Annotated in this window: 24 protein-coding genes; 7 read left to right on the top strand and 17 right to left on the bottom strand. The window is 69.5% G+C overall.

What is annotated here, in order from left to right; all coding sequences use genetic code 11:
- Positions 1-35 precede the first annotated feature (35 nt).
- From HII36_RS25890 to HII36_RS25865, 6 genes are all read right to left on the bottom strand, one after another.
- Positions 36-2,336 carry a M4 family metallopeptidase gene (locus tag HII36_RS25890; RefSeq protein ID WP_217369968.1) on the bottom strand — a complete coding sequence of 767 codons (2,301 nt, stop codon included), beginning with the start codon at positions 2,334-2,336 and terminating at the stop codon, positions 36-38.
- A 134-nt stretch (positions 2,337-2,470) separates the two neighbouring features.
- Positions 2,471-3,505 (bottom strand): LysR family transcriptional regulator, encoded by a 1,035-nt coding sequence (locus HII36_RS25885; protein WP_328807891.1) that lies wholly within the window; start codon positions 3,503-3,505, stop codon positions 2,471-2,473.
- A gap of 64 nt (positions 3,506-3,569) precedes the next feature.
- On the bottom strand, positions 3,570-4,259 hold the full coding sequence (locus HII36_RS25880) for a gamma-glutamyl-gamma-aminobutyrate hydrolase family protein (RefSeq protein ID WP_173525839.1): 690 nt from the start codon (positions 4,257-4,259) through the stop codon (positions 3,570-3,572).
- A gap of 21 nt (positions 4,260-4,280) precedes the next feature.
- Positions 4,281-5,045 carry a 3-oxoacyl-ACP reductase gene (locus tag HII36_RS25875; RefSeq protein WP_173525838.1) on the bottom strand — a complete coding sequence of 255 codons (765 nt, stop codon included), beginning with the start codon at positions 5,043-5,045 and terminating at the stop codon, positions 4,281-4,283.
- A 32-nt stretch (positions 5,046-5,077) separates the two neighbouring features.
- A complete protein-coding gene (locus HII36_RS25870; protein WP_173525837.1) occupies positions 5,078-6,421 on the bottom strand; it encodes an aldehyde dehydrogenase family protein in 1,344 nt (447 codons plus the stop codon).
- A 1-nt stretch (position 6,422) separates the two neighbouring features.
- On the bottom strand, positions 6,423-7,787 hold the full coding sequence (locus HII36_RS25865) for a glutamine synthetase family protein (RefSeq protein ID WP_328807890.1): 1,365 nt from the start codon (positions 7,785-7,787) through the stop codon (positions 6,423-6,425).
- A gap of 124 nt (positions 7,788-7,911) precedes the next feature.
- Here HII36_RS25865 and HII36_RS25860 point away from each other — a divergent pair, with 124 nt between their 5' ends.
- Positions 7,912-8,616, top strand: coding sequence for a FadR/GntR family transcriptional regulator (locus HII36_RS25860; protein ID WP_173525836.1), 705 nt, complete (start codon positions 7,912-7,914; stop codon positions 8,614-8,616).
- 2 nt (positions 8,617-8,618) lie between these two features.
- On the opposite strand, the gene HII36_RS25855 is transcribed toward HII36_RS25860, so the two are convergent.
- Complete coding sequence (locus HII36_RS25855; RefSeq protein ID WP_173525835.1) at positions 8,619-10,358, bottom strand: DUF2264 domain-containing protein; 1,740 nt, start codon at positions 10,356-10,358, stop codon at positions 8,619-8,621.
- Between the two features lie 125 nt (positions 10,359-10,483).
- On the opposite strand from HII36_RS25855, the gene HII36_RS25850 reads away from it, so the two are divergent.
- Positions 10,484-11,518, top strand: a complete 1,035-nt coding sequence (locus tag HII36_RS25850) for a substrate-binding domain-containing protein (RefSeq protein ID WP_173525834.1) — start codon at positions 10,484-10,486, stop codon at positions 11,516-11,518.
- A gap of 95 nt (positions 11,519-11,613) precedes the next feature.
- On the opposite strand, the gene HII36_RS25845 is transcribed toward HII36_RS25850, so the two are convergent.
- The 4 genes from HII36_RS25845 to HII36_RS25830 all read right to left on the bottom strand — a co-directional run bounded on the left by HII36_RS25845 (position 11,614) and on the right by HII36_RS25830 (position 14,892).
- On the bottom strand, positions 11,614-12,237 hold the full coding sequence (locus HII36_RS25845) for a DUF4240 domain-containing protein (RefSeq protein ID WP_173525833.1): 624 nt from the start codon (positions 12,235-12,237) through the stop codon (positions 11,614-11,616).
- Positions 12,238-12,272: 35 nt separating this feature from the next.
- Positions 12,273-13,097 (bottom strand): acyl carrier protein, encoded by an 825-nt coding sequence (locus tag HII36_RS25840; RefSeq protein ID WP_173525832.1) that lies wholly within the window; start codon positions 13,095-13,097, stop codon positions 12,273-12,275.
- Positions 13,098-13,243: 146 nt separating this feature from the next.
- Positions 13,244-14,131: a class I SAM-dependent methyltransferase gene (locus HII36_RS25835; RefSeq protein WP_173525831.1), complete on the bottom strand. Its 888-nt coding sequence runs from the start codon at positions 14,129-14,131 to the stop codon at positions 13,244-13,246.
- Positions 14,132-14,685: 554 nt separating this feature from the next.
- Positions 14,686-14,892, bottom strand: coding sequence for a hypothetical protein (locus HII36_RS25830; RefSeq protein WP_173525830.1), 207 nt, complete (start codon positions 14,890-14,892; stop codon positions 14,686-14,688).
- A gap of 231 nt (positions 14,893-15,123) precedes the next feature.
- Between HII36_RS25830 and HII36_RS25825 the strand changes: the two genes are divergently transcribed.
- Complete coding sequence (locus tag HII36_RS25825) at positions 15,124-15,918, top strand: ArsR/SmtB family transcription factor (RefSeq protein ID WP_173525829.1); 795 nt, start codon at positions 15,124-15,126, stop codon at positions 15,916-15,918.
- Between the two features lie 67 nt (positions 15,919-15,985).
- On the opposite strand, the gene HII36_RS25820 is transcribed toward HII36_RS25825, so the two are convergent.
- Positions 15,986-16,297, bottom strand: a complete 312-nt coding sequence (locus HII36_RS25820) for a hypothetical protein (RefSeq protein WP_173525828.1) — start codon at positions 16,295-16,297, stop codon at positions 15,986-15,988.
- A 230-nt stretch (positions 16,298-16,527) separates the two neighbouring features.
- Here HII36_RS25820 and HII36_RS25815 point away from each other — a divergent pair, with 230 nt between their 5' ends.
- Positions 16,528-17,073, top strand: coding sequence for a GNAT family N-acetyltransferase (locus HII36_RS25815; RefSeq protein WP_173525827.1), 546 nt, complete (start codon positions 16,528-16,530; stop codon positions 17,071-17,073).
- Here HII36_RS25815 and HII36_RS25810 read toward each other — a convergent pair.
- The 4 genes from HII36_RS25810 to HII36_RS25795 all read right to left on the bottom strand — a co-directional run bounded on the left by HII36_RS25810 (position 17,070) and on the right by HII36_RS25795 (position 18,384).
- Positions 17,070-17,468 carry a hypothetical protein gene (locus HII36_RS25810; protein WP_173525826.1) on the bottom strand — a complete coding sequence of 133 codons (399 nt, stop codon included), beginning with the start codon at positions 17,466-17,468 and terminating at the stop codon, positions 17,070-17,072. The genes HII36_RS25815 and HII36_RS25810 overlap by 4 nt on opposite strands.
- Positions 17,469-17,608: 140 nt before the next feature.
- Positions 17,609-17,824, bottom strand: a complete 216-nt coding sequence (locus HII36_RS56885; RefSeq protein ID WP_173525825.1) for a DUF397 domain-containing protein — start codon at positions 17,822-17,824, stop codon at positions 17,609-17,611.
- Positions 17,825-17,885: 61 nt separating this feature from the next.
- Positions 17,886-18,146 (bottom strand): hypothetical protein, encoded by a 261-nt coding sequence (locus HII36_RS25800; RefSeq protein ID WP_173525824.1) that lies wholly within the window; start codon positions 18,144-18,146, stop codon positions 17,886-17,888.
- A complete protein-coding gene (locus HII36_RS25795; RefSeq protein ID WP_173525823.1) occupies positions 18,136-18,384 on the bottom strand; it encodes a hypothetical protein in 249 nt (82 codons plus the stop codon). The genes HII36_RS25800 and HII36_RS25795 overlap by 11 nt, the downstream gene beginning before the upstream one ends.
- A 308-nt stretch (positions 18,385-18,692) precedes the next feature.
- Here HII36_RS25795 and HII36_RS25790 point away from each other — a divergent pair, with 308 nt between their 5' ends.
- From HII36_RS25790 to HII36_RS25780, 3 genes are all read left to right on the top strand, one after another.
- On the top strand, positions 18,693-19,088 hold the full coding sequence (locus HII36_RS25790; protein WP_217369967.1) for a hypothetical protein: 396 nt from the start codon (positions 18,693-18,695) through the stop codon (positions 19,086-19,088).
- Positions 19,089-19,114: 26 nt separating this feature from the next.
- Positions 19,115-20,455: a hypothetical protein gene (locus HII36_RS25785; protein ID WP_173525821.1), complete on the top strand. Its 1,341-nt coding sequence runs from the start codon at positions 19,115-19,117 to the stop codon at positions 20,453-20,455.
- Between the two features lie 207 nt (positions 20,456-20,662).
- On the top strand, positions 20,663-21,160 hold the full coding sequence (locus tag HII36_RS25780; RefSeq protein WP_328807889.1) for an NUDIX domain-containing protein: 498 nt from the start codon (positions 20,663-20,665) through the stop codon (positions 21,158-21,160).
- Positions 21,161-21,309: 149 nt separating this feature from the next.
- On the opposite strand, the gene HII36_RS25775 is transcribed toward HII36_RS25780, so the two are convergent.
- Positions 21,310-21,894 carry an NYN domain-containing protein gene (locus HII36_RS25775; protein ID WP_173525820.1) on the bottom strand — a complete coding sequence of 195 codons (585 nt, stop codon included), beginning with the start codon at positions 21,892-21,894 and terminating at the stop codon, positions 21,310-21,312.
- Positions 21,895-22,319 lie beyond the last annotated feature (425 nt).

The raw sequence follows: 22,319 nt of genomic DNA, 5'->3' as shown, positions 1-22,319 counted from the left end.
GGGCCGGTCCGGCGATCAGCCGTTGCTCCCGGTGATCAGACGCGCTGCCAGAGAGCCGGCACGTTCGGCGGCTCCCAGCCGGGCAGGCTGGTGTGCGACTGCAGGCAGCGGTAGCTGACACCCTGGTACGTGACCGTCTGTCCGGCCGTGTACGGGGTCCACGTCGCCCAGGTCGTCTCACCGCCGTCACCCGAGACGGTCAGGCTGAACGAGGCCGAGTGGTCGGCGCTCGCGCCGTCGGCGTTCAGGGTGATCGCGTAGGTGTTCGGCGTGACATCGCCCGTGGTGCTGATCGTCACCGTCGAGGACTGGCCCGAAGAGATCGTCTGCGGGTTGAACGAGACGGAGACGCCCGCCGGCACGTTGGCCGCGGTCAGCGCCACGTTCTGCGCCTGCCCGCTGGTGACGACCGTGCTCAGCACCGTCGTCGCGGACTGGCCGGCCTCGACTGAGGCCGAGGTCGGGCTCACGCTGACCGAGAAGTCGTTCTCGGAGCCGGGCCCGATCTGCAGGGTGTAGTTGGCCGTACGGTCCACCGCGGTGCCGTCAGCCGTGACGGTGATCGAGTGGGTGCCCTGCGGGCTGTTCGCCGACGTGGTCACCGTCAGCGTGGAGGTCTGGCCCGCGGTGATCGTCTGCGGGTTGAACGAGGCGTTCACACCGGCGGGCAGCGAGCCCACCCGCAGCGTGATCGACTGCGCGGAACCGCTGGTCACCGTGGTCCTGACCGTGGTGGTCGAGCTCTGGCCAGGCGTCACGCTGCCGGACGGCGGCGCGAGTTCCATCGAGAACGCGTCGTCGCCCTGCGTGCAGGTCGGCTCACCGCTCTGCTGGGGCACCTGCACGGCCAGCCAGGCGGCCTTGACCGTGTTGAACTCGGTGCAGCTGCCGGGGAACAGGGACTTGGCGGCGTTCAGCGAGGCCACCCTGGCCCTGGCGTGGGTCCACGGCTGGGTCTTCAGGTTCAGCGTGCCCATGAAGATCTGGCCGGCCTTCTGGATGCCGATGCCGGTCACCGAGGCGGGACCGCCGGTGCAGATCGGGCTGGACGGCTTGCCACCGCCGGGGTTGCTGCCCTCGGCCAGCAGGTAGAACCAGTGGTTCTGCGGGCCTGCCGCGGCGTGCACCTCGGTTCTCGGGATCGCCGAGGTGTAGCAGTTGGGGTGGCTGAGCGCGGCCGGGTTGTACATGTTGCGGATCGGGCCGCTGCCGACGAGGTTGACCTCTTCGCCGACCAGGTAGTCCGCCGGGTCGCTGGCGTTCTGGGCGTAGGCCTCGGTGAGCGCGCCGAAGATGTCACCGGTCGACTCGTTCAGGCCGCCGGCCTCGTTGCCGGAGCCGGAGCCGCCGGGGGTGAACTGGAAGATGCCGTGACCGAACTCGTGCGCGACCACGTCCATCGGGGTGACCTGGCGCTGGCCGTCCTGGGAGCGGCCGAAGTTGGCGTACTGGCCGTTCCAGAAGGCGTTGACCTGGGCGAGACCGACCCGGGACGGGTAGCCGCGGCCGGAGCCGTTGATGCCGTTGCGGTTCAGCCAGGAGCGCAGCATGTCCCACTGCTTCTGCGCGCCGTACAGGGCGTCGACGCAGGCCGTCTCCAGGTTGGTGCCCTGGCCGTTGCCCCAGTTGCTGTCGGTGCCGGTGTACGCGGAGCCGTTCTGGCCACCGCACGAGATGCCGGAACGCGTCGGGTCGGTCATGGACGTGGCGGCCGTGTCGATGGTGACCTGGCCGTTGTAGTAACCGTGTCCGCTGGCGGCCCTGACCTCGTCCCACGCGTCGATGATCCGCCCGTTCTGGGCGTCGACGTACACGTGCTGGGTGGTCGGGAACTTCTCGGCGTTGACGCCGGTGACCACGACCTCCCAGGCCAGACGCGGCTTGGTGGTGGTGGCGTGCACCGAGAGGACCGGCGTGGCCACGCTCTCGACCTCGGCCACCTTGGTCCTGGCCGTCACGGCCGCCGCCTCGGCGGCCACCTTCGGCGTGGTGCTGACGTTGATCTTGGTCTGCTGTCCGCTGGCGACCGTGTTCACCACGGCGCCGGACTCGTCGGTGGCGACGACCACGCCGCCGCCGTAGACCGGCAGGCCCGCGTAGGTGCGGGCGTAGCTGAGGTACTGCAGACCGCGGGTGCCGGTGACGGCCGACTCCAAGGTGAAGGAGTCCTTGTCGGAGGCACGAAGGGCCGCCGAATCAGCCAGCAGGGCGCTCTTCGCGGAGGTGATCGCGTTGACGCGCTCCGTGGGGCTGGGAGGATCGGCCACCTGCGAGGCGCCGGCGAAGGCGCTCGTGGCGCCTGCCAGCGAGCTGGTGGTCAGGGCTAGCGCGAGCATGGCGGCAGCCCCCAACCTGAGTTTGGGGTTCACTCTCGTGGCTCCTCGGGGGGTGTGGAGTGGAAGAGCCCCGGCCGGCTGGGGATGACCTCAGGTTGACACCTGGAGGAGGGGAAAAGGTACCCAACAATTTCCTATAACTTCGTGCTATGGCCTGTTTTCCTGGGCTTTTGGGGCGAATGTAAAGTAAAGAAGCTTTCCAGTAGGGCTGTTCCAGGTATCGGCGCGAGGGGTCCGTGACGCTTGAGCCAGGCCCGGTAGACCGGAGAGCGCATCGATTCGGCCCAGTACGTCTTCTGCACCGCCGCGACCAGATCGTCGGCGTAGCGGGCGAACGGGCCGTGCGGCGTCCAGCCCAGGATGTGGCGGAAGCGCAGCGGAGTGCCGGCCAGCGGCCGCAGCACCACCCGCTCCCTGGCCGGGGCGGTGGCCTGGAACAGCCCGACGCACCGGCCCTCGGAGATCAGGTTGAGCGCCACCTCCAGGTTCACCGAGAAGGGCACCCGGGGGACGAAGCCGCGTTCGTCGCACTTCGTCCAGAAGTGCTCGCGCGGGCCCGCCTCGACCTGCGCGGGCAGCGCCCACTCCTCGGCCCGCAGGTCGCCGAGCTCGATCTCCTCCCGGCCGGCCAGCGGATGGTCCTGCGAGACCCCCACGAACAGCGGCTCGACCGCGATGGGGGCGTAGGCGGCGTTGCGCGGCGGTGACAGCTCGTGGCCCGGGTAGTCGTCGAGGGTGGCCAGCTCGATCCGCTCGGAGGCCAGCAGGCCGGGCAGCACGTCCATGGTCTGCTCGGTCCTGAGGCTGATCTCGGTGTCCGGCAGCAGGCTGTGCAGGCTCTTGGCCACGTAGATGGCCAGCCTGGTGGGCGCGCAGCCCACCCTGATCAGCGGCGGCTCGCCCTGCGCCCGCCGCCGCGCGTCGCGTTCCAGCTCCTCGAACGCGGGCACCAGGGACCGCGCCCTGACCAGCAACCACTCCCCGAGCGGGGTCGGGGAGACGCCGTCGTGCCCGCGGTCGAACAGCGGGCCGCCGAAACGGCGTTCGAGCCGGCGTAGCTGGGCGGCGAGCGCGGGCTGGGACATGCCCAGGGCCGGAGCGGCCCTGGAGATGCTCCCGCTGTCCGCGATCGCGCACAGTACCCGAAGGTGACGCACTTCGAGATCCACGCTTCGAGCCTAAAAGTAAAGAAGCTTTCCAGTAAGGCCCAAACGCGTCAGAGGTTCCCGGAGATCAGCAGGCGGCGACCAGGGCGTCGAAGAGCGCGCCGTCCGCGGCGGCCTCCGGGTGCCACTGCACGGCCAGCGCGAACGGGTGCGAATCGAGCTCGACGGCCTCGATCGTGCCGTCGGACGCGGTCGCCGTCACCGTCAGCTCCGGGGCGAGCCGGTCGACGGCCTGGTGGTGGTAGTGCGGCACCGTCACCGGGCCCGGACCCAGCACCTTGGCCAGCCGGGTGCCCTCGACCGGGGTGATCGGCAGGTGGCCGAAGGCACCGGGGGCGGGGGAGTGGCCTTGGTGGCCGACGACGTCCGGGAGATGCTGGTGCAGGGTGCCGCCGAGCGCGACGTTCATGACCTGCAGCCCCCGGCAGATCCCCAGGTACGGCAGGCCCCGGTCGAGCGCCGCGGCCAGCGCGGCGAACTCGGCGCCGTCACGGAAGTCCCTGACGAACCCGGTGCGCCGGTGCGGCTCGGCCCCGTAGCGCCGGGGGTCGATGTCGCCGCCCCCGGCCAGGATGAGCCCGTCCAGCCGGGGCACGACGGCCGCGGGATCGCCCGCGGGCGGCAGCAGCACCGGCTGCCCGCCGGCGCGCACCACCTGCTCCACGTACATGGACGGGAGCAGCGCGACCTCCAGCTCCCACACGGTGAACGCGGCCGGCTCCACGTACGTCGTGATGCCGATGACCGGACGGCTCATCTTGCTCCTCCTTAGAGCTCCTTAGAGCGGGGTGACGTAGGCGCCGGAGATTCCGCCGTCCACCAGGAACTCCGACCCGGTGATGAACGAGGCGTCGTCGCTGGCCAGGAACGCCACCGCGGCCGCGATCTCCGACGCCTCGGCGAACCGCCCGACCGGGATGTGCACCAGCCGGCGCTGCGCCCGCTCCGGGTCCTTGGCGAACAGCTCCTGCAGCAGCGGCGTGTTCACCGGCCCCGGGCACAGCGCGTTGACCCGGATGCCCTCCCTGGCGAACTGCACGCCCAGCTCACGCGACATCGCCAGCACGCCGCCCTTGGACGCGGTGTAGGAGATCTGCGAGGTGGCCGAGCCCATGACGGCCACGAACGAGGCCGTGTTGATGATCGAGCCCTTGCCCTGCCGCCGCATGTACGGGATGACGTGCTTGCAGCACAGGTAGACGCTGGTCAGGTTGACCTCCTGGACCCGGCGCCACGCGTCGATGCCGGTCTCCAGGATCGAGTCGTCGTCGGGCGGGGAGATGCCGGCGTTGTTGAACGCCACGTCCACGCTGCCGTAGGCGTCGAACGCCGCCTGATACATCCGGACGACGTCGTCCTCGCTGGTCACGTCGGCCTTGACGAACATGCCGCCGACCTCGGCCGCGGCCTTGCTGCCCGACTCCTCGTCGACGTCGGCGCACACCACCTTGGCGCCCTCCTGGGCGAACCTGCGGGCCGTGGCCAGCCCGATCCCGCTGCCCGCGCCGGTGATGACCGCCACCCGGTCCTGCAAACGCTGCATGTGATTCACTTCCACTGAGTCACTCCCACTGCTCACTCCCACGAGATGAACACGTTCTTGGTCTCGGTGAAGGCGGCCAGCGCGTCCGGGCCGAGCTCCCGGCCCAGCCCGGACTGCTTGAAGCCGCCGAACGGCGTCCAGTAGCGCACCGAGGAGTGCGAGTTGACCGACAGCGTGCCCGACTCCACCGCCCTGGCCACGCGCAGCGCCCGGCCGACGTCGCGGGTCCAGATCGAGCCGCTGAGCCCGTACGGGGTGTCGTTGGCGATGCGCACCGCCTCGGCCTCGTCCGCGAACGGCACCACGGACACGACCGGGCCGAAGATCTCCTCGGTGAACGCCCGGTCGGTGACCGACGAGGTGAGCACGGTCGGCGGGAACCAGAACCCCTTGCCCTGCGGGCACGAGCCCCGCAGGTACGGCTCCTCGGTGACGAACCCGCGCACCCGGTCGAGGTGCTCGGCGCTGATCAGCGGGCCCATCTCGGTGCTCTCGTCGAGCGGGTCGCCCACCTTGACGCCGAGGACGGCGGCCGAGAGCCGCTCCAGGAACTCGTCGTACACCTCGGCCTGCACCAGGATCCTGGATCGGGCGCAGCAGTCTTGGCCGGAGTTGTCGAAGACGGCGTAGGGCGCGCTCCTGGCCGCCTTGTCCAGGTCGGAGTCGGCGAAGACGATGTTCGCCGACTTGCCGCCGAGCTCCAGCGTGATGCGCTTGACCTGGGCCGCCGCCTTGGCCCCGATCTCCTTGCCCACCTCGGTCGAGCCGGTGAACACGATCTTGGCCACGTCCGGGTGCTCGACCAGCCGGGCGCCGGCCACCTCGCCCGCGCCCGGCAGCACCTGGAGCACCCCTTCCGGGAGCCCCGCGGCCAGGGCCAGCTCGGCCAGCCGCAGCGCGGTCAGCGGGGTCCACTCGGCCGGCTTGACGATCACCGTGTTGCCCGCGGCCAGCGCCGGGGCGACGCCCCACGTCATGATCAGCATGGGGAAGTTCCACGGCACGATGATCCCGACGACGCCCAGCGGCTCCTGGAACGTGATGTCCACGCCGCCGGCCACCGGGATCTGCCTGCCGTGGTCGCGCTCCGGCGCGCCGGCGTAGAAGTGCAGCACGTCGCGTACCGCGCCGGCCTCCCAGCGGGCGTTGCCGATCGTGTGCCCGGCGTTGGCCAGCTCCAGCCCGGCCAGTTCGTCGCGGTGCTCGTCCACCAGGTCGGCGAACCGGCGCAGCAGCCGCGCCCGGTCGCCCGGCGCCACCTGCCGCCAGCTCGCGAACGCTCGCCTGGCACGCTCCACGGCCCGGTCGACCTCGGCGGCGTCGACCAGCTCGACGTCGGCGATGACCTCCTCGGTCGCCGGATTGATGATCTTCAATTCACAACCTCTCGAATCCGCGGAACAGCTCCCAGTCCGTGACCGCCGCGTCGAACGCGGCCAGCTCCACCCGCGCGTAGTTCGCGTAGTGCGCGACCACGTCGTCGCCGAACGTCTCCCTGGCCAGCTTCGACCCCTCGAACAGGCCCAGCGCGTCGCGCAGCGTGTGCGGCACGGTCTCGGCGCCCGAGGCGTAGGCGTTGCCCTCGCACGCCTCCTCCAGTGTCAGCTCCTCGTCGATGCCGCGCAGCCCGGCCGCGATGAGCGCGGAGACCGCCAGGTAGGGGTTGACGTCGCCGCCCGGCACCCGGTTCTCCACCCGCAGCGACGGCCCGTGGCCGACCAGGCGCAGCGAGCAGGTGCGGTTGTCGACGCCCCACTTGATCGCCGTCGGCGCGAAGCTGCCGGGGACGTACCGCTTGTACGAGTTGACGTTCGGCGCGTACAGCAGCGTCAGCTCGCGCATCGCGGCCAGTTGCCCGGCGATGAAGCGGGCGCCGAGCGGGGACAGCCCGTGCGGCCCTTCGCCCGCCATGACCGGGACGCCGTCCGCGTCGCGCAGCGAGATGTGGATGTGGCAGGAGTTGCCCTCCCGCTGGTTCGGCTTGGCCATGAAGGTGATCGAGCGGCCCTCCTGGGCGGCGATCTCCTTGGCGCCGTTCTTGTAGATGGAGTGGTTGTCGCAGGTCCGCAGCGCCTCGTCGTAGCGGAAGGCGATCTCGTGCTGGCCCAGGTTGCATTCGCCCTTGGCGGACTCGACGTAGAGCCCGGCGCCCTCCATGTCGCGCCTGATCCGGCGCAGCAGCGGCTCGATGCGGGCGGTGCCGAGCAGCGAGTAGTCGACGTTGTAGAGGTTCGACGGGTTCAGGTCGCGGTAGGCGCGCCGCCAGGCGTCCTCGTAGCTGTCGTCGTAGACCACGAACTCCAGCTCGGTGCCGACGTAGGCGGCCAGGCCGCGCTCGGCCAGGCGGGCGATCTGCCTGCGCAGGATCTGCCGTGGCGAGGCGCTGACGTCGGTGCCGTCCTCCCAGGTCAGGTCGGCCATGAGCATGACCGTGCCGTCCTGCCAGGGGACTCGGCGCAGGGTGGAGATGTCAGGCTTCATCACGAAGTCGCCGTAACCGCGGTCCCATGACGACATCGCGTACCCGGAGACCGTGTTCATATCCACGTCCACGGCCAGCAGGTAGTTGCAGCCCTCGGAGCCGTGGTGCAGCACCTCGTCCAGGAAGTAGCGCGCGGACAGGCGTTTGCCCTGCAAGCGGCCCTGCATGTCGGCGATGGCGAGGAGCACGGTGTCGACGCGGCCGGCCCCGACCTCGTCGCGCAGTTCGTCAACGGACAGGAATCCCACTTGCTCGCTCACGCTAGGTCGCTCCGATCCGGCCTGAGGCGCTTTCCCGTTGATTGGGCTAGTGTTAGACCATTGATGTGTATGGCGGGATCGCTTGTCAAGACCTGAGGACACGTTGGACGAGTCGGCGCGTTTGATGACGGTGTTGCGCCCGGTCCGGGCGGGCAACGCCTTCGAGGAGACCGTGGAACGGCTGCTCCAGGCCATCAAGCTGGGCGTCGTCGCACCGGGCGACAAACTGCCGCCCGAGCGGGAGCTGGCCGTGCGGCTGGGCATCAGCCGGGTGACGCTGCGCGAGGCCATCCGCGCGCTGCAGGACGCCGGCTACCTCGACGTGCGCCGCGGCCGCTACGGCGGCGCGTTCGTCACCTACACCCCGCCGCGTCCGGGCAGCGGCGACCTGCGGCAGGTGGTCGCCGAGATGGGCACCGCCGAACTCAACGACGCGCTCACCTTCCGGCTGGCCGTCGAGTGCGGCGCGGCCCAGGTGCTGGCCGGCCTGGAACTCACCGGAGAGCAGCGGGATCTGCTGCGGCGCAGGCTGAAGGACCTGAACGAGGCCGCGCCCGAGGACTACCGGCGGCTCGACACGGCCTTCCACCTGTCGATCGCCGAACTGACCGGCTCGCCGCTGCTCGCCACCGCCTGCGCGGACGCCCGCTCGCGCGTCAGCGACCTGCTGAACGCCATCCCGATGCTCCAGGTCAACCTCGACCACGCCGCCACCCAGCACCAGGCCATCGTGACGGCCATCCTGTCCGGAGACCAGGACGCGGCCCGGCGCGCCGTGTCAGAGCACCTGGAGGGCACGGCCGCGCTGCTGCGCGCGTTCCTGGCCTGACGTCAGGGAACGGTGATGGGGACGGCGAAGGTGTGGGTGAGGCCGTCCGGCCAGGTGACGGTGACGTCCTCGGCGATCTCCACCGTCGGGAGTGGGCCGATCTCGTCGGCGAGCACGGCGATCGACACCGCCCAGCCGTCCTCGGCGACGCCGTCGAGCACCGGGACCAGAGCCGGGCCGCCGAACGCGGTGCCCTGTCCGGCCTCGACGATCGTGGCGCCGGTGTAGCCGTGCCGGGCGGTCAGGTGTGAGATCAGGCCGTCGTCCGCGCGGATCGTGACGGCGGCGCCGGGCTCCGCGGTTCCCGGCAGCGCCCAGCCGGTCTGGCGGACGTTCGAGCCCGGTGCGACGCGGTGCGCGCGGACTTCTACGCCGTTCCTGAGCACGCTCAGGCTCGCCACGCCGTCGCTCGCCGACGCCGCCCAGGCCACGTCGCCGTCCAGCGTGCCGGCGCCCCTGGGGACGATCACGCCGCGCTCGGGGAGCGTGCCGTCGGCTTGTACGACGCCGAAGTGGTTGTCCGGGACGTCTCCGTCAGCGGTGGGGCCGGTCCTGGTGGAGTAGGCGTAGCGGTCGTAGAGCGGGTCGCCCGGGTGGTGCTGGCTGCCGTGGTTCAGCAGCCGGGCGAGCCCGCCGGTGTGCTCGACGACCAGACCGGGGCCCGGCAGCGCGGCGACGCCGGTGGGGCCGGGCTCCTCGACCGACGTCCAGACCGGATGGTCGGCGGGCAGCAGCAGGCCGACGAAGCCCTTGGCGGCCCAGTAGGGGGAGGCCGAGCCGGAATACGGCTGCAGCGAGGGCTCGTGCGGGCCGTACCAGCCGAGCGTGAGCAGCCCTTCGGCGGAGAGCGCGCCGCCGCGATCGAGGAAGTGACGCAGGACGCCCGAGGCGACGCATCGGGTCTGGCCCGGCGTCAGCGGCGTGGCGTCGACCAGCGCGCCGGTGAACAGCGCGGCGGCCGAGGCGAAGCGGTAGGTGACCGAGCGGCCGTGATAGAGCATGCCGCCGCCGGCGTCGAACGTGCGGGCGTAACCGGCGAGGAACTCGCGCAGGCGGTCGCGGTAGCGCGGGCCCGCCGTGCCGGACAGGTGACCGAGCAGGGCCGGGTAGAGGTGCATGGCCCAGCCGTTGTAGTGGTCGAAGGAGCGGTTGTCGCCGTCGGAGTACCAGCCGTCGCCGGTGTACCAGGCTTCGATGCGGGCCAGGCCGCGTTCGACGGCGGCGTCGGCGTCCTTGCGGTGCCGGCGGATCGCCGACAGGAAGCCGCCGGCCATGGCGGGGAACAGCCACCAGTTGTTGTCCACCGGCTCGTGACGCAGCGCGCCGGCCAGGTAGCCGGCCAGTCGCTCCTGGTCGGTGGCGGTGAGCCGGTCCCAGAGGTGCGCGCGGGTGAGCCAGAGGCCCAGCGCCATCGAGGCGGCCTCGACCATGGGCTGGGTACGGTCGGTGATGGGCTGCCAGACGTCCGGGCCGGAGCGGAAGCCGCGCGCGTACGGCTCCAGGAGTTCGGGCGGGCCGCCGCCGGCGACGCGGAAGGCCGCCAGCAGGAACGTCCGCGCGAAACCCTCGAGGCCGTCGCAGCGCGACCAGCTTTCGCGTCCCGGCAACGTGATCACGGCGCCGTCCGCGGAGCGGTACGGTTCCACCGCGGCCAGCAGTCCGTCGGCCGCTGCCTCCCAGTGGGCACGGGTCCAGCCGGTGTGCGGGCTCAGCGAGCGATCCTCTGGCGGAAGGGGGAACATGCGGCGACTCCAGCGGGGAAACCGTTTTCCACCCGGACCCTAGCATCTTGATCGAACGAAAGCATCCGTTCACAAACGAAACCAGAGCCCGATAGGATCCTGCCGTCGGAGCTGAAGGAGTCGCCGTGTTCGCAGAACAACGCCATGAACTGATCCTGCGCGAGCTGCGCGAGCGTGGTTCCGTGCGGCTGGCCGAACTGGTCGACCGGCTGAACGTCTCGATGGTGACACTGCGCAGAGACGTGGAGCACCTGGCCGGCCAGGGCCTGGTCAACCGGGTGCACGGCGGCATCACCCTGCCCGAGGCGGCGCCCAGGCAGGCGCAGGAACGGTCACTCACGATCGGCATGCTCGTCCCCTCGGCGACCTACTACTACCCGGCCGTGATCAAGGGCGCTCGCGAGCAGGCCGAGCGGCTGGGCGCCAGGCTGGTCCTCGGCGTCGGACGCTACGACGACGAAGAAGACCGCACCCAGGTCAAGCAGCTCATCGACGGCGGCATCGAAGGGCTGCTGCTCACCCCGAGCAGGCAGCCCGACGCCTCGCACGAGCAGTGGCTGGCGGACCTGCGCGTGCCCGCGGTGCTCGTCGAGCGCCGGGCCGAGCTGGGCGGCCCCGCCTCCCTGCTGGACGCCGCCGCCTCACACCACGCCCACGGCGCCTTCCTCGGCACCAGACACCTGGCCGAACTCGGCCACCGGCGGCTGGCCATGGTCTCGCGCGCCAGTCCCACCGCGCCCCGGGTGCGGCACGGCTTCCTGGCGGCGGTCCGGGACCTGGGGCTGGACGAACCCGTCCACCTGGACATCGAGCAGGAAGGGCCGTCACGCCAGCAGGTGGCCGACGTGGTGGCGGCGATCAGGAGCGGGGTCACCGCTTTACTGGTGCACAACGACGAGGACGCGCTGTGGCTGGTGCAGCACCTGCGGGTGGCGGGGGTGCGGATACCGGACGAGGTGTCGCTGGTGGCGTACGACGACGAGGTCGCGGCGCTCAGCGACCCGCCGCTGACCGCGGTGGCACCGCCCAAGGCGGCGGTGGGACGGTATGCGGTGGATCTGCTGGTGAGGCGGATCGAGCAAGGGGTGGAGATGCCGGGGCAGCATTTGGCGTTGCTGCCTGAACTGCGAGTACGGGAGTCCACGGCGCCTCTGCGTTGACCCGGTCCTCTCGCCTGCCTCGCCATCCCGCCGCGTGTGAGCGCGGCGTTGGCCGGTTGGCGTTTCGAGTGACGGTCCTCCGGATGGCGTGCGGGTCAGGTCAGGTCGTGGGGTAGGACGAGGTTGATCAAACCCGGATGCCCCTGGTTGCCGGATCGCGGCGGTGTAGCCCAGCCCCGGTGATCGGTGCGGGCCCAGAGCCGGGGCCATCGTTCGCGGAACCCCCGCAGGTCCGGCGGCCACGCCGGCCCCCGAGGGTGGACGTCCAGCGCCAACTCGTCGGCCACGTCGAAGAGTTCGTCCGCGTCGTCGGGATCGTCGAGCCCCATGACCCGGACGAAAGCCTCGCGCGCGATTCCGAGCGGCAGTTCGAGCGCCGAACCCGCCTCGGCCAGCGGGAGCCCGAGGTCGGCCAGCGAATCCGGTTCCGTGACCGCCCGCTCGAAGGCCCGGCGCCCCTGGAGGATCAGCCAGGCGCGGAAGTACTCGAAGCCGTCGTCACTGCAGTACCCGCCGCTCGCCAGGTAGGCGGCGCCCCAGAGATCCCATGTGTAGGCCCGGTTCATGGTGCTCAGCCAGTGACGGTGGAAAGCCTTGATCCGTTCGGGGGAGGCCGCGGCGAGCCGGGCGGTCAGCCAGTCGATCTGGGCCTCCTGGCCGTGACTCGCGGCCACCGGACGGCTGCCCTCGACCAGCTCCCAGAAGTCATCGAGCTCCACACCGGCATACTGCCACGCTCGTGGTCGTCCGGCTGTCAGGCCTTGGGCGGATTTCGTTGCGCGGCTATGTAACCGGCGATGTCCTCGATGGATTCATCGAAGAACGAGGAGATCGGCCACGCGCCGTCTGGACGAATTCCCCATTCCTCTTCTATTCGGTGGAGTATGACCAGGATGTCGAGCGAATCCAAGCCTTGGCTCACCGGCGTGCCCTTGACTTGAATCAGACCCTCATCCATTTTGAGCCGCTCGCTGATCAACTTCTTCAGCCATCGCAGTTCCTCGTCCGCAACGGCGAACTGGTCGGTCTTGAGCAGGTGCCAATCCGGTTCGACCTCGTCAAGCGTCGCACGGGCGAACGCGGCGAAGCGATCGAGCAGGTTGCGGACGAGGTGCTCCTGCCTGGCGCATAAGGAATGGTGTTCCAGGGCTTCCGGGTCGGCGCGCAGGTCCGTGAGCGTTCTGCGGAGCAGGGTACGGAAAAGCGTGATGTTCTCTTCCGCCCGCCGGGTCGGCTCCAGAATGGCCTTGGGGCCCTCGACGAAGACCGTTGCGCTTGATCGCTTGACGGAGTTGATGAAGGGCTCGGCAGCCGAAAGTCTGGCATCGATCTCGGCGAGATCCGGGTTCGGCGCGCGGAACAGGCGCCAAACGGCCGTCAGTTCGTCGCGCGCCTGAACACCGGCGTCGAGAAAGGCGCTGTAGGCGTCGCGCCTTGTTTCACGACGCCACTGCGCCTGCTGGTTGACGCTTTGACTCTTGACTTGGCGACGTGCCGCCCGGCCTGCGATCGCTGCCGCGCACGTGGCACCTGTGGCACCGATCGCGGTGCCGACAACCGCTATCCACGCGGGATCCATGAGGACATTCTGCGGCGTCGACCCGCTTCGTGGAGGCGGATCATCACGGAACGGGTGACCCCGCCGGAGTCCTGAGGTCGCGCGGTTTCTGGCCGTCGCGATCCTGCAGGGTCAAGGGCCTGATTCCCCGCCGGTTGCGGGCGGAATCACTGGGATGCCGGCTGCCGCTGGAAGTGCCAGAACAGCATCGACGGGCTTCCTGCGATGACCGCGTGCGCCGCCTCGGGCGCCAGGCCGCGCAGCGCCCACGGCCACACGTCCCACGGCTCCAGGACGTCGATCCGCTCGCCCGGCTCTCCCGCCGGGTGCCGTGGCTCCTCGCACCGCCGCACCTGGAGCCCCGCCGCCAGCGCGGCCCGCACGTAGTCGCCGACCAGGTGGCGGTACGTGGCCACCCGCCCGGGCCGGCCGTCCGGCAGCCGCACGGACGGGACCCCGCCCAGTGCCACGCCCTCCGGATGAACGTCCGCGATCACCACCTGCCCGCCGGGCCGCAGCACGCGGGCGAACTCGGCCAGCACCGGATCCAGCTCGGGCACATGCGTCAGCGCCAGCGAGCACACCACCAGGTCGACGGACTCGTCGGGGACCGGCAGCGAAGTCAGGTCGCCCTGCAGGAACTCCGCCTGCGGCACCCGCACGCGCGCCCGTTCCAGCATGTCGGCCGAGCTGTCTACGCCGCGCACCCGGTGGCCGCGTCCGGCCAGGTAGGCGGCGATCCTGCCGGTGCCGCACGCGGCGTCCAGCGCGTCGCCGGCCGGCAGCACGTCGACAATCTCGCTGATGAACGGCTCGTCCAGGACGAAGGCGGCATTGGGTTCGTCGTAGGTCTGCGACCAGATCCGGTAGCCCTCCAGGGTGTCCACCCGGGCCACCTCGACGGCCGCTTCTGCCAGGGAGTCGTCGTCGAGGAACTTGCGGATCTCGGCCAGGCGCGCCTCGACGAACGCGCGGTCATGCTCGCCGGCGAACGACCGCATCAGCGCGAGACCCTCAAGGCCGAGTACGTATGCCAGGGGACTCTCGTGAATCACCGTGACACGGTAGCGACGACCGGCGGATGGCAGCCACCGAATTAGGCGTGGACGGTCGTCCGCTCGGCCCGACTGTAGGCGCGCCTACGACTGAAAGGCCAAGTCCGATGAGTCGATCCGTCCCCGAAGCCGCGCCTGCGCCTGCGCCGTGCCCCGGCGGGGAGGTCTGTCATGCGGTCGTCGGCACCAGGCCCGCCGTGCTCGTGTACCGGGGGAGCTTCGGGTCCCTGCTGATGTCGTTGCGGGGTCGGCTGGAGTGGCTGGCGGCCGAGTCCTGCCTGGTCGTGCGTGAGATCGGCGACCCGGGGGAGGTGCCCAGGGTTTTCGTCCCGGTATGGCCGGAGGGCACGAGGCCCGTGCGCGCGGGGGACGGCCGGGTCGGTGTCGAGGTCCCTGGAGCCGGGTGGATCCTCCAGGGCGATGTGTTGGAGGGCGGGGGCTCGCATTTTCTGGCGAACCAGTTCAACCCGCCGGTCCCGGAGATTCCCGGCCTTCGTCGGCCTCCTGGTGCGTGCCGCGCCCACGACGGCTTCTATGTCATCGACCCCTGGGGGTCAGGGCTGAGCCCGGGTGAGGTCCTCGATCGCGAGTACCACGCTCGTGACGAGAGAGCCCAGCCCCAAGCCGACCAGGGCGATCACCGGGGCGATCACGACGTCCCACGCACTGTTCAGCACGAGCGCGACGGCCGCGATGAGAAACAGCCAGCCGAGCAGGACGAAACTCCGCGCCGAGCCACGACGGGTTCTGCTGCGCTTCAACGACGACGCTCCTTCGGACTGTCACCCGAGGCCGCCTGCGCGGGCTGCCTGATGAGGCCGATCAACACCGTCAAATCATGCCGGAACGATCGCCGGTCGGTGTCGTGAACGATCAGGTTCGGCGTCCGTCCGGGATGGGTGCGCTTGACATGCAGCCGTATGGCTGCCTAAGTTAAAGGCAGCCGGAAGGCTGCATATCGACAGAGCGGCAATCTGGGTACGGGGGCGGGCATGGACGAGGTGTTCAAGGCGCTGGCCGATCCGAGCCGGCGGGCACTGCTCGACTCGCTCAACGCCCGCAACGGGCAGACGCTGCGCGAGCTGTGTGCCGGGCTCGACATGGCCAGGCAGTCCGTCAGTAAACATCTCGCGGTGCTGGAGGAGGCAGGGCTCGTCGCCACCGTGCGGCGGGGTAGGGAGAAGCTGCACTACCTCAACGCCGCGCCCGTGCAGGAGATCGCCCACCGGTGGATCAGTCGCTATGACCGCGCCAGGGTCGAAGCCCTGGCGGACCTGAAACTCGCCCTGGAGGAGACCCCGATGGATGCGCCGACCTTCGTCTACACCACCTACATCCGCACCACCCCGCAGAAGCTCTGGCAGGCGCTGACCGAGCCGGCCTTCACTCGCCGCTACTGGGCCACCGAGTTCCTCACGGACTGGTCCGTGGGCTCGTCGATGACCTGGGACAACCACGGGGTGCTGATCGAGGACCCGGAGCAGGTCGTGCTGGAGTCCGAGCCGTACAGCCGGCTCTCCTACACCTGGCACTCCGTCACCCCGGAGCTCGCCAAGCGTTTCGACTGGGACGACGAGCTGCTCGCCGGGTTGTCCGGCGAGCCCCGCTCGAAGGTCACGTTCACGATCGAGGAGGCGTTCGCGCAGGTCGTGAAGCTGACCGTGGTCCACGACGGCTTCCAGCCCGAGTCGGTCATGGCCGAGATGGTCAGTCACGGCTGGCCGAACGTGGTGGCGAGCCTGAAGTCGCTGCTGGAGACCGGCGAGCCGCTGCCCGACGAGGGGTGACCTGCCCGCCGGTCGGAGTTCTACGGCGGTACCGCCCCTCGCAGCGGTACCGCCGTGCTCATGCGCGTCAGGGAACCGGGCGGGTGTCCACGCCGTGGCTCGTGCGGTTGATCCACCAGGGTCCGCAGCCCGCTCCGCTCCACTCGCCGCTGTTGGTCGTCACCCAGGCGCCGTCGTGCCGGCCGTTGAAGCACTGGACCCACGCGCGGTACTGGTAGGCGGGCCCGAGCGTCGAGCAGCGGGCGGAGAACGAGTTCTGGCCGAAGCTGTATTCGCAGCCGCTGGCCGCCGCCGACGCCGGGCTCATCATGGTCGAGCCGACGACGACGGTTCCCGCCGCGAGTGCGGTCGCGGCGAGGACGCGCAGGGTTCTTCTCATACCCTCTCCTGGTACTGGTGATGGATGACCGATCCACGTGCCGTGCCGTGCACCCTGGTTCATGCCTGACCCAGGGGTGTGCAATGGAGGGAATTCTTAGGAAAGTTTCCTAAGCGAAAGATACGTGGCGTTCCGGCCGCGTCAACCCCTGCGTCACGACTACCTCAGCCGTATCCGGGAAGTTCCTGCCGGTTTGCCGCCGGACGGCCTGGTCGGATAGGAAAGCCCGCGTGCTAAGAGGTAACAAGGTCGGGCTCAGGGCCCGGCACGAGGACGACATCCCGATCCTGCACACCGAGCTCTACGACGACGTGGTCGCCACCTCGCGCTCCGTGGGCGTGCCGTGGCGTCCGATCGCGCCCGGCTCGAAGAACTCGCAGTTCGTGGTGGACGACAGCGCGGAGGGGCACGCCCCGTTCTCGGTGGTGGAGCTGGACGGCGGCACGCTGGTCGGCACCGCGACGTTGTGGGGGATCGACAACCACAACCGCTCCGCGCACATCGGGCTGGGGCTGCTGCCGTCGGGCCGCGGCAAGGGATACGGCACCGACGTGGTCGCGGTGCTGTGCCACTACGGATTCGTCGTGCGCGGCCTGCAGCGGCTGCAGATCGAGACGCTGTCCGACAACACCGCGATGCTGCGCGCCGCCGAGCGCAACGGTTTCGTCCGCGAGGGCGTGCTGCGCTCGTCGTCCTGGGTGCTGGGCGAATTCCTGGACGAGGTGCTGCTCGGGCTGCTCGTCCAGGAGTGGAAGCCGGGCTCGCAGGGTCGCTAGCCCGCTCTGGTCGGGCACGGGTGGGGGACGTGCCGGTTGGGGCAGCAGATCATGCCGATCGTGGCGAAGCGGCCGCCCTGCAGCCATTCGCCCCACTGGACGTCCACGCCACGAGGCAGCAGGTCACGGGCGGTATGGAGGCGTTCGTCCAGCGAGACCCCTTCCGGCAGCGGGAGTGCGGAACGCACCTTGCCGTACTCGCTCGCCAGCCAGGCCGCGGCCCGCTCCACCTCGTGGAACGTGGCGGAAAGCCGCGATCTCGGCTTGACCAGCCAGTCGCCGGTACGCATCGGCGGCAGCGCCGAGGCGGGGAAGCCGGGCGAGGACGGGCGGCGCTCGTTCTCGTTCGCGCGATCCGCGCCCGGGCCGGTCCACTGGTAGGCGTGCCAATGCATGGTCAGGTGGCTCCCGTAGTGTTGACGGGCGGCGGCCCCTGCTTGCTTCGATCAGGCAGGGACCGCCGTCTCATGTCGTGCGTCTGCTGTCCGTGCGTCTGCCGTCCGTGCGTTTTCTGTCCGTGCGTTTTTCTGTCGTGCTAGATGGTGCTCATGCCGGCGGCGCGAAGCTCGGTACCGGTGAAACGGAGTGTCCCGGCGTCCGGGTTCTTCGAGTCACGCAGCGCGAACGTGTCGGCGAGGCCCGGAATCGGGGCGATCTCCACGCAACTCTCCATCTCGTCCTCCTCCTGATTACCGCCGCACAGGCGACGGAACGGCTGCTGTCCGAGGGGGTGTTCGTACAGGTCGGGCATGTGTTCTCTCCTTGATCGGGTTGTGGGGGTCACCGAGGTCGTGCCGGGTGTGAGCCGGGCATCACCTCCGTCCGGTCGTGGACATTGATGGGCGCCAGCTGTTCAGGGGCGCGCCCTGCTCGGACAGCGCGAGGTGAAGGGCTTCCGAGCCGGTGTTCCATTCCTCGTTGAACTCCTTGAGGATCTCGGCCGCCCGCCCCAGGTCCGCGTGCTCGTCCGACACCTCGATGACGAACGCCAGGACCTGGCCGACCCGCCCCCGCAGCAGGAACCCCGGTCCTGTTCCTCTCGCTCCCATCGCAGCCCGGCCGTCACGTGTCACCGTCCACGACGATGTCCCCCGTATCCGGGTCGTGCCGTACCCGGAGCAGCACCGCGCCGTACGCGTAACCCACCGGGCTTGAGAACCTGTTCAGGCGTACAGCCTGGACGCGGCCGCGCGAGCCGGGCGGCAGCGTCTCACAGAGCCGCTGGATCGCCGTGTACGGATCACAGGTGATTCCGGAAGGCGCGGATACCGGGTCCTCTCCGGCGACCCAGGAGTAGAAGCCGTCACGCATGTGGCACCCCGACCGGGATGACGCCCTCCCGTGGCCGGCGGAGGTGCCGTGCACTGCGTCAGCGTGTTCTGCTGGAACGGTGCTGACAGGGGTTCGCGTCCGGGATTCACCAGGTAGAGGGACGATGAGCCTGAGCGCATTCATCGGACCGGTCAGGCGGTTGCGGGTCATGGCAACGAGTAGACCCTTGAGGGGCTGCACAGCGGGAGATGACATTCGATGACACGACGGCGGTTTCGATGCCGAGCCCGATAACGATCACCGGGACGAGGGCGATCGGTCATCGTCCGCTCAGCGAGTATCGGCGGTTGTTCGTCGAGTACCTCGCCCCGTTCGCCTCGCGGGAGACGCGGTTCTACCTCGGCGGTGCGCAGGGCATCGACTCACTGGCTCTGCTGTGGCTGGCATCCGAGACCGAGGCGTCCCTGGTCGTGGTCGTCCCGGGGACGCTCACCGGCCAGCCGGCCGACGCGCGGCATGCCGTCGAGGCGGTGCGCGAACAGGAGCGGCTGGCCGAGCTCGTGGAGCTTCGTCACCCACATCACCCGTCCGCGGAGGCGTACCACAGCCGCAATCGCTGGATGGTGGAGCGCAGCCGGTTCGTGATCGGCTTTCCGCACGGTGACGAGACGAGCAGCGGCACCTGGTACACGATCGAACACGGTGCCGGCCATGGCCTACCTCGCCTGATACTCCCCGTGTAGCGGACGCGACGTGCTGTACTGAAGCCATGACGGAGCCGGCGCGGCAGGCCGCTCGCGAACTGCGGTCTCTGCGAGAACGACGCGGCTGGTCCTGGGCGGACGAGGCGCGGGCGCTGAAGGCGGCTGCCAAGCGATTGTCCATCAGTCCGGTGGATCGACTTGCCACCGCCAGCCTGGTTCGCACCGTCGCCCGCTGGGAACGCGAAGACCGGCCGACCATCCCGCGAGAGCGGTACCAGCTCCTGCTCGCCTACGTCTTCGCCCGGCGAGGTGAGGAGACCAGAGTGGGCGCGGGATCCGACTTCGATCGGCTGATGGTGTTGCTGGAGTCGTGGGGGACACGACCCGAGCGGCGAGCTGAGATCCGCGCACAGGTGATCACCTGCGTCACCTCGGGTGATTCGCCTCTGGCATTCCTGCCGCCCGATCTGGCCGGGCGCCTGGCTCACGTCATCGCCGACCCCCGCGCCCTGACTGTGGAAGTCGTGAATGGGCTGGCCGCGATGGTCTCTGACGTCAACACCCAGATCGGCACCGTGCCTTGTGTCCGCCTGCACCTGGCTCTCGCACCTGCGATTCAGGCCTACCGAGCGCTACTCATTCCGGTGCGGGCGACCCCGGTCAAGGACCTGGTCGCGAAGGCGGCCGCCAACGCGTACATGATCGCGGCTCGTCTCGCCTTCGAGACCAGGGACGACGAAACCTCCCATGCCCTGTACGGCGAAGCTCTCCGAGCCGCAGCCGGTTCCCCCGCATGGGAGCGTGCCGCGATCCGTGTCAGCCACGCGCTCATCACGTTCTACTCGCGGGAGGACGTCGGATCGGCTCAGGCCATCGCCGACGCCGCCGTACGCGACGCCTGCGCGAGCGACAGCCGATCCGTACGCGCCCGTGCCCATGCGCTGCAGGCTGAGCTGGCCGCACGTGCTCAGCAGGACAGGCGGGCCTTCGCGACCCTGCATCTCGCCTGGCGCGACGTCGAAGGCGACCGCACTGCCGACCCTGCTCCCGGCAGCTTCGACCCCGGACACCTCGATGGCTTCGACGGAGTCTGCAACGTCCACCTGCGGCGGGGCGCGGTGGCCGAGCCGCTGCTCACCCGATCGAGGACGGCACTCACACAGCCGCGGCAACTCGTTCAGCGAGCCATCGTCACCGCCGATCTCGCGATGGCCCGCCTCCACATGGGTGCTCCCGAAGCGGCCGCGGCACTCCTGCATGACTGCATCGACGCTACGGCTGTCGCTCACGCTCGTGTACCGGCGCAGCGGATCGCTCAAGTTCGCCGCGAACTCCGACCGTGGCGGTCGGAGCGCTTCGTGGCGGATTTGGACGAGCATCTGCACGACAAGCTGCTCCGGTCCTGAGCCGCCGGGCGATCACACCGGGGACGGGCTGGCCAGGTACAACTCGATCTATCGCGTTGACGACGAGTTGCCGGTCAATGCGCACGTGTATGGAATCCTCGCCGCCTACACGCCGACGCTGCACCTGCGTCGACTGGACGGGGCATATCTGGAGTCGTTCGAGCGCGTGTGGGCGTCCGCGCGGCCGCGGGATCGCGGAGGCCGGGGGTGACGAAGAAGATCAGGCGTGTCGACTACTGGCGAGACCCCGAGGCGCCCAAGCCGACCAGCCGCAAACCCTCCGCGAGCGTGTTCGTCCTGGACGATGGGGGACGGGTGCTGATGTTGCGCCGCACGGACCACGATCTATGGACGATTCCGACCGGTGGCGTGAAGAAGGGGGAGACGGTCGCGGAAGCCGGTGTTCGGGAGTGCCGGGAGGAGACCGGCCTCGACGTTGCGGTGACCGGCTTGGTCGGCGTGTTCTCCACCCCGGATCATGTGATCGTTTACCTGCACGGCGATGACGTGGACGAAGTGCGGCAGCCCATTAACGTGTGCTTGCGGGCGCGCGTCGTCGGTGGCGAGGTCCGTCCGGGGCCGGAAGAGGCACGTGAGGTGCGCTGGGTGGAGCCCGCCACGCTCGATGAGTACCCGATCCATCCCGCGATCCGGCTGCGGATCGACCACGGCCTGGAGGACTCCGGAGAGCCGTACCTCGGATGAGATGACGATCGCCGCGCCTCCGACCTTTCTCGTGTCATACAGCCGCAATCGCTGACCGGTGGAGCGCAGCCGGTTCGTTCCGAGTTCCCGCACGGTGCAGACGAGACCGGCGGCACCTGGTGCACTCAAGCGTGCCGCTGAGTCTGCGGCTACACGCGTCCGCTCCAGTCCTGTGTCACCGCTGACCAGTCATGCTGATTGAGAAAGTGGCAGTAGGGGAGCCGGGTTCCAGCGATCCGCAGGGGCTTGAAACCGGACCAGCATGCGACTTCCATGTGGCCGAGGCTCATGCCTTTGATGGTTTCGATCGCGGGCAGCAGGTCCGTGTCACTGGAGAACAAGACAAGCGCGTCATACTGCTTGCGAAGCGCCAAATGTATGAGATCGACAGCGATGGCCACGTCGATCCCCTTTTCCTGGGGTGGACTATCGGGCCAGCCGCGATAGTTGAGCTGCCGCCTCACTAGGTGCAGTCGTGGGTCCCGCGTCCACTCCGACGCCTGTGCGTCGTTGGCGGCCGTGGGCGTCGGCTGGCGATTAGGGTCTGGCCTGCCCCGATAGACGCGTACGGCGGCTAACTCGCTGGGACGGGACCGTCGGCCGACGATCAGCTCCGCGATCATGTGAGGGTCCGGAACGCACTTGTACACAGGTGTTCCGTAGGCTTCGAAGACGCCGTGTCCGCTCAGATGGACATTCTGAAAGTCCAGGAAGACTGCGACACGCTCGGTCATGTCGTCCCCACTAAAAAAGCCCCGCCAGTCCCGGAGGACGGCGGGGAGTAATACGTGCAGTCTAACAAACGAGTCTGCTTGGCCGTAGGCCTCGCCGAGAGCTCAAGTTACACGTGAGGTGGCTGGGCCGCATGCCACTTCACGGTAAAGGCATGCGTTTCATCGTGGAGAGCGACGGGTGCTTGCGGGCGCGTTGTCGGCGGCGCCGTCAGGCAGGAGCCGGAAGAGGCGTGCTCGGTGGAGCCGTCCAGGCTTCGCGGGTGCCCGGTCCTGGGCTGCCACGATGCCGCCCGCCCAACCGGGATGCCCTGGAAGAGTACCGCTGACCAGGTATAACAGGGTTCGGCCGCGCCGGTCGCTCATCCGATCACAACCGCGCAATCGGTCTACACGCAGGCCCCCGGCGGCTGGGCGGGGTGGTGGGG

Source organism: Nonomuraea antri (assembly GCF_013283785.1).
In the GTDB taxonomy this organism is placed as follows: Bacteria; Actinomycetota; Actinomycetes; order Streptosporangiales; family Streptosporangiaceae; genus Nonomuraea; species Nonomuraea antri.
This window is presented reverse-complemented; position numbering and strand designations above follow the sequence as displayed.

Coding starts and splice junctions, on each gene's coding strand:
- HII36_RS25855 (WP_173525835.1), bottom strand. CDS start 10,358: ATGTTCCCCCTTCCGCCAGAGGATCGCTCGCTGAGCCCGCACACCGGC.
- HII36_RS25785 (WP_173525821.1), top strand. CDS start 19,115: ATGACGGAGCCGGCGCGGCAGGCCGCTCGCGAACTGCGGTCTCTGCGA.
- HII36_RS25775 (WP_173525820.1), bottom strand. CDS start 21,894: ATGACCGAGCGTGTCGCAGTCTTCCTGGACTTTCAGAATGTCCATCTG.
- HII36_RS25840 (WP_173525832.1), bottom strand. CDS start 13,097: ATGGATCCCGCGTGGATAGCGGTTGTCGGCACCGCGATCGGTGCCACA.
- HII36_RS25795 (WP_173525823.1), bottom strand. CDS start 18,384: ATGCGTGACGGCTTCTACTCCTGGGTCGCCGGAGAGGACCCGGTATCC.
- HII36_RS25860 (WP_173525836.1), top strand. CDS start 7,912: ATGACGGTGTTGCGCCCGGTCCGGGCGGGCAACGCCTTCGAGGAGACC.
- HII36_RS25820 (WP_173525828.1), bottom strand. CDS start 16,297: ATGAGAAGAACCCTGCGCGTCCTCGCCGCGACCGCACTCGCGGCGGGA.
- HII36_RS56885 (WP_173525825.1), bottom strand. CDS start 17,824: ATGCCCGACCTGTACGAACACCCCCTCGGACAGCAGCCGTTCCGTCGC.
- HII36_RS25880 (WP_173525839.1), bottom strand. CDS start 4,259: ATGAGCCGTCCGGTCATCGGCATCACGACGTACGTGGAGCCGGCCGCG.
- HII36_RS25875 (WP_173525838.1), bottom strand. CDS start 5,045: ATGCAGCGTTTGCAGGACCGGGTGGCGGTCATCACCGGCGCGGGCAGC.
- HII36_RS25810 (WP_173525826.1), bottom strand. CDS start 17,468: ATGCATTGGCACGCCTACCAGTGGACCGGCCCGGGCGCGGATCGCGCG.
- HII36_RS25890 (WP_217369968.1), bottom strand. CDS start 2,336: ATGCTCGCGCTAGCCCTGACCACCAGCTCGCTGGCAGGCGCCACGAGC.
- HII36_RS25825 (WP_173525829.1), top strand. CDS start 15,124: ATGGACGAGGTGTTCAAGGCGCTGGCCGATCCGAGCCGGCGGGCACTG.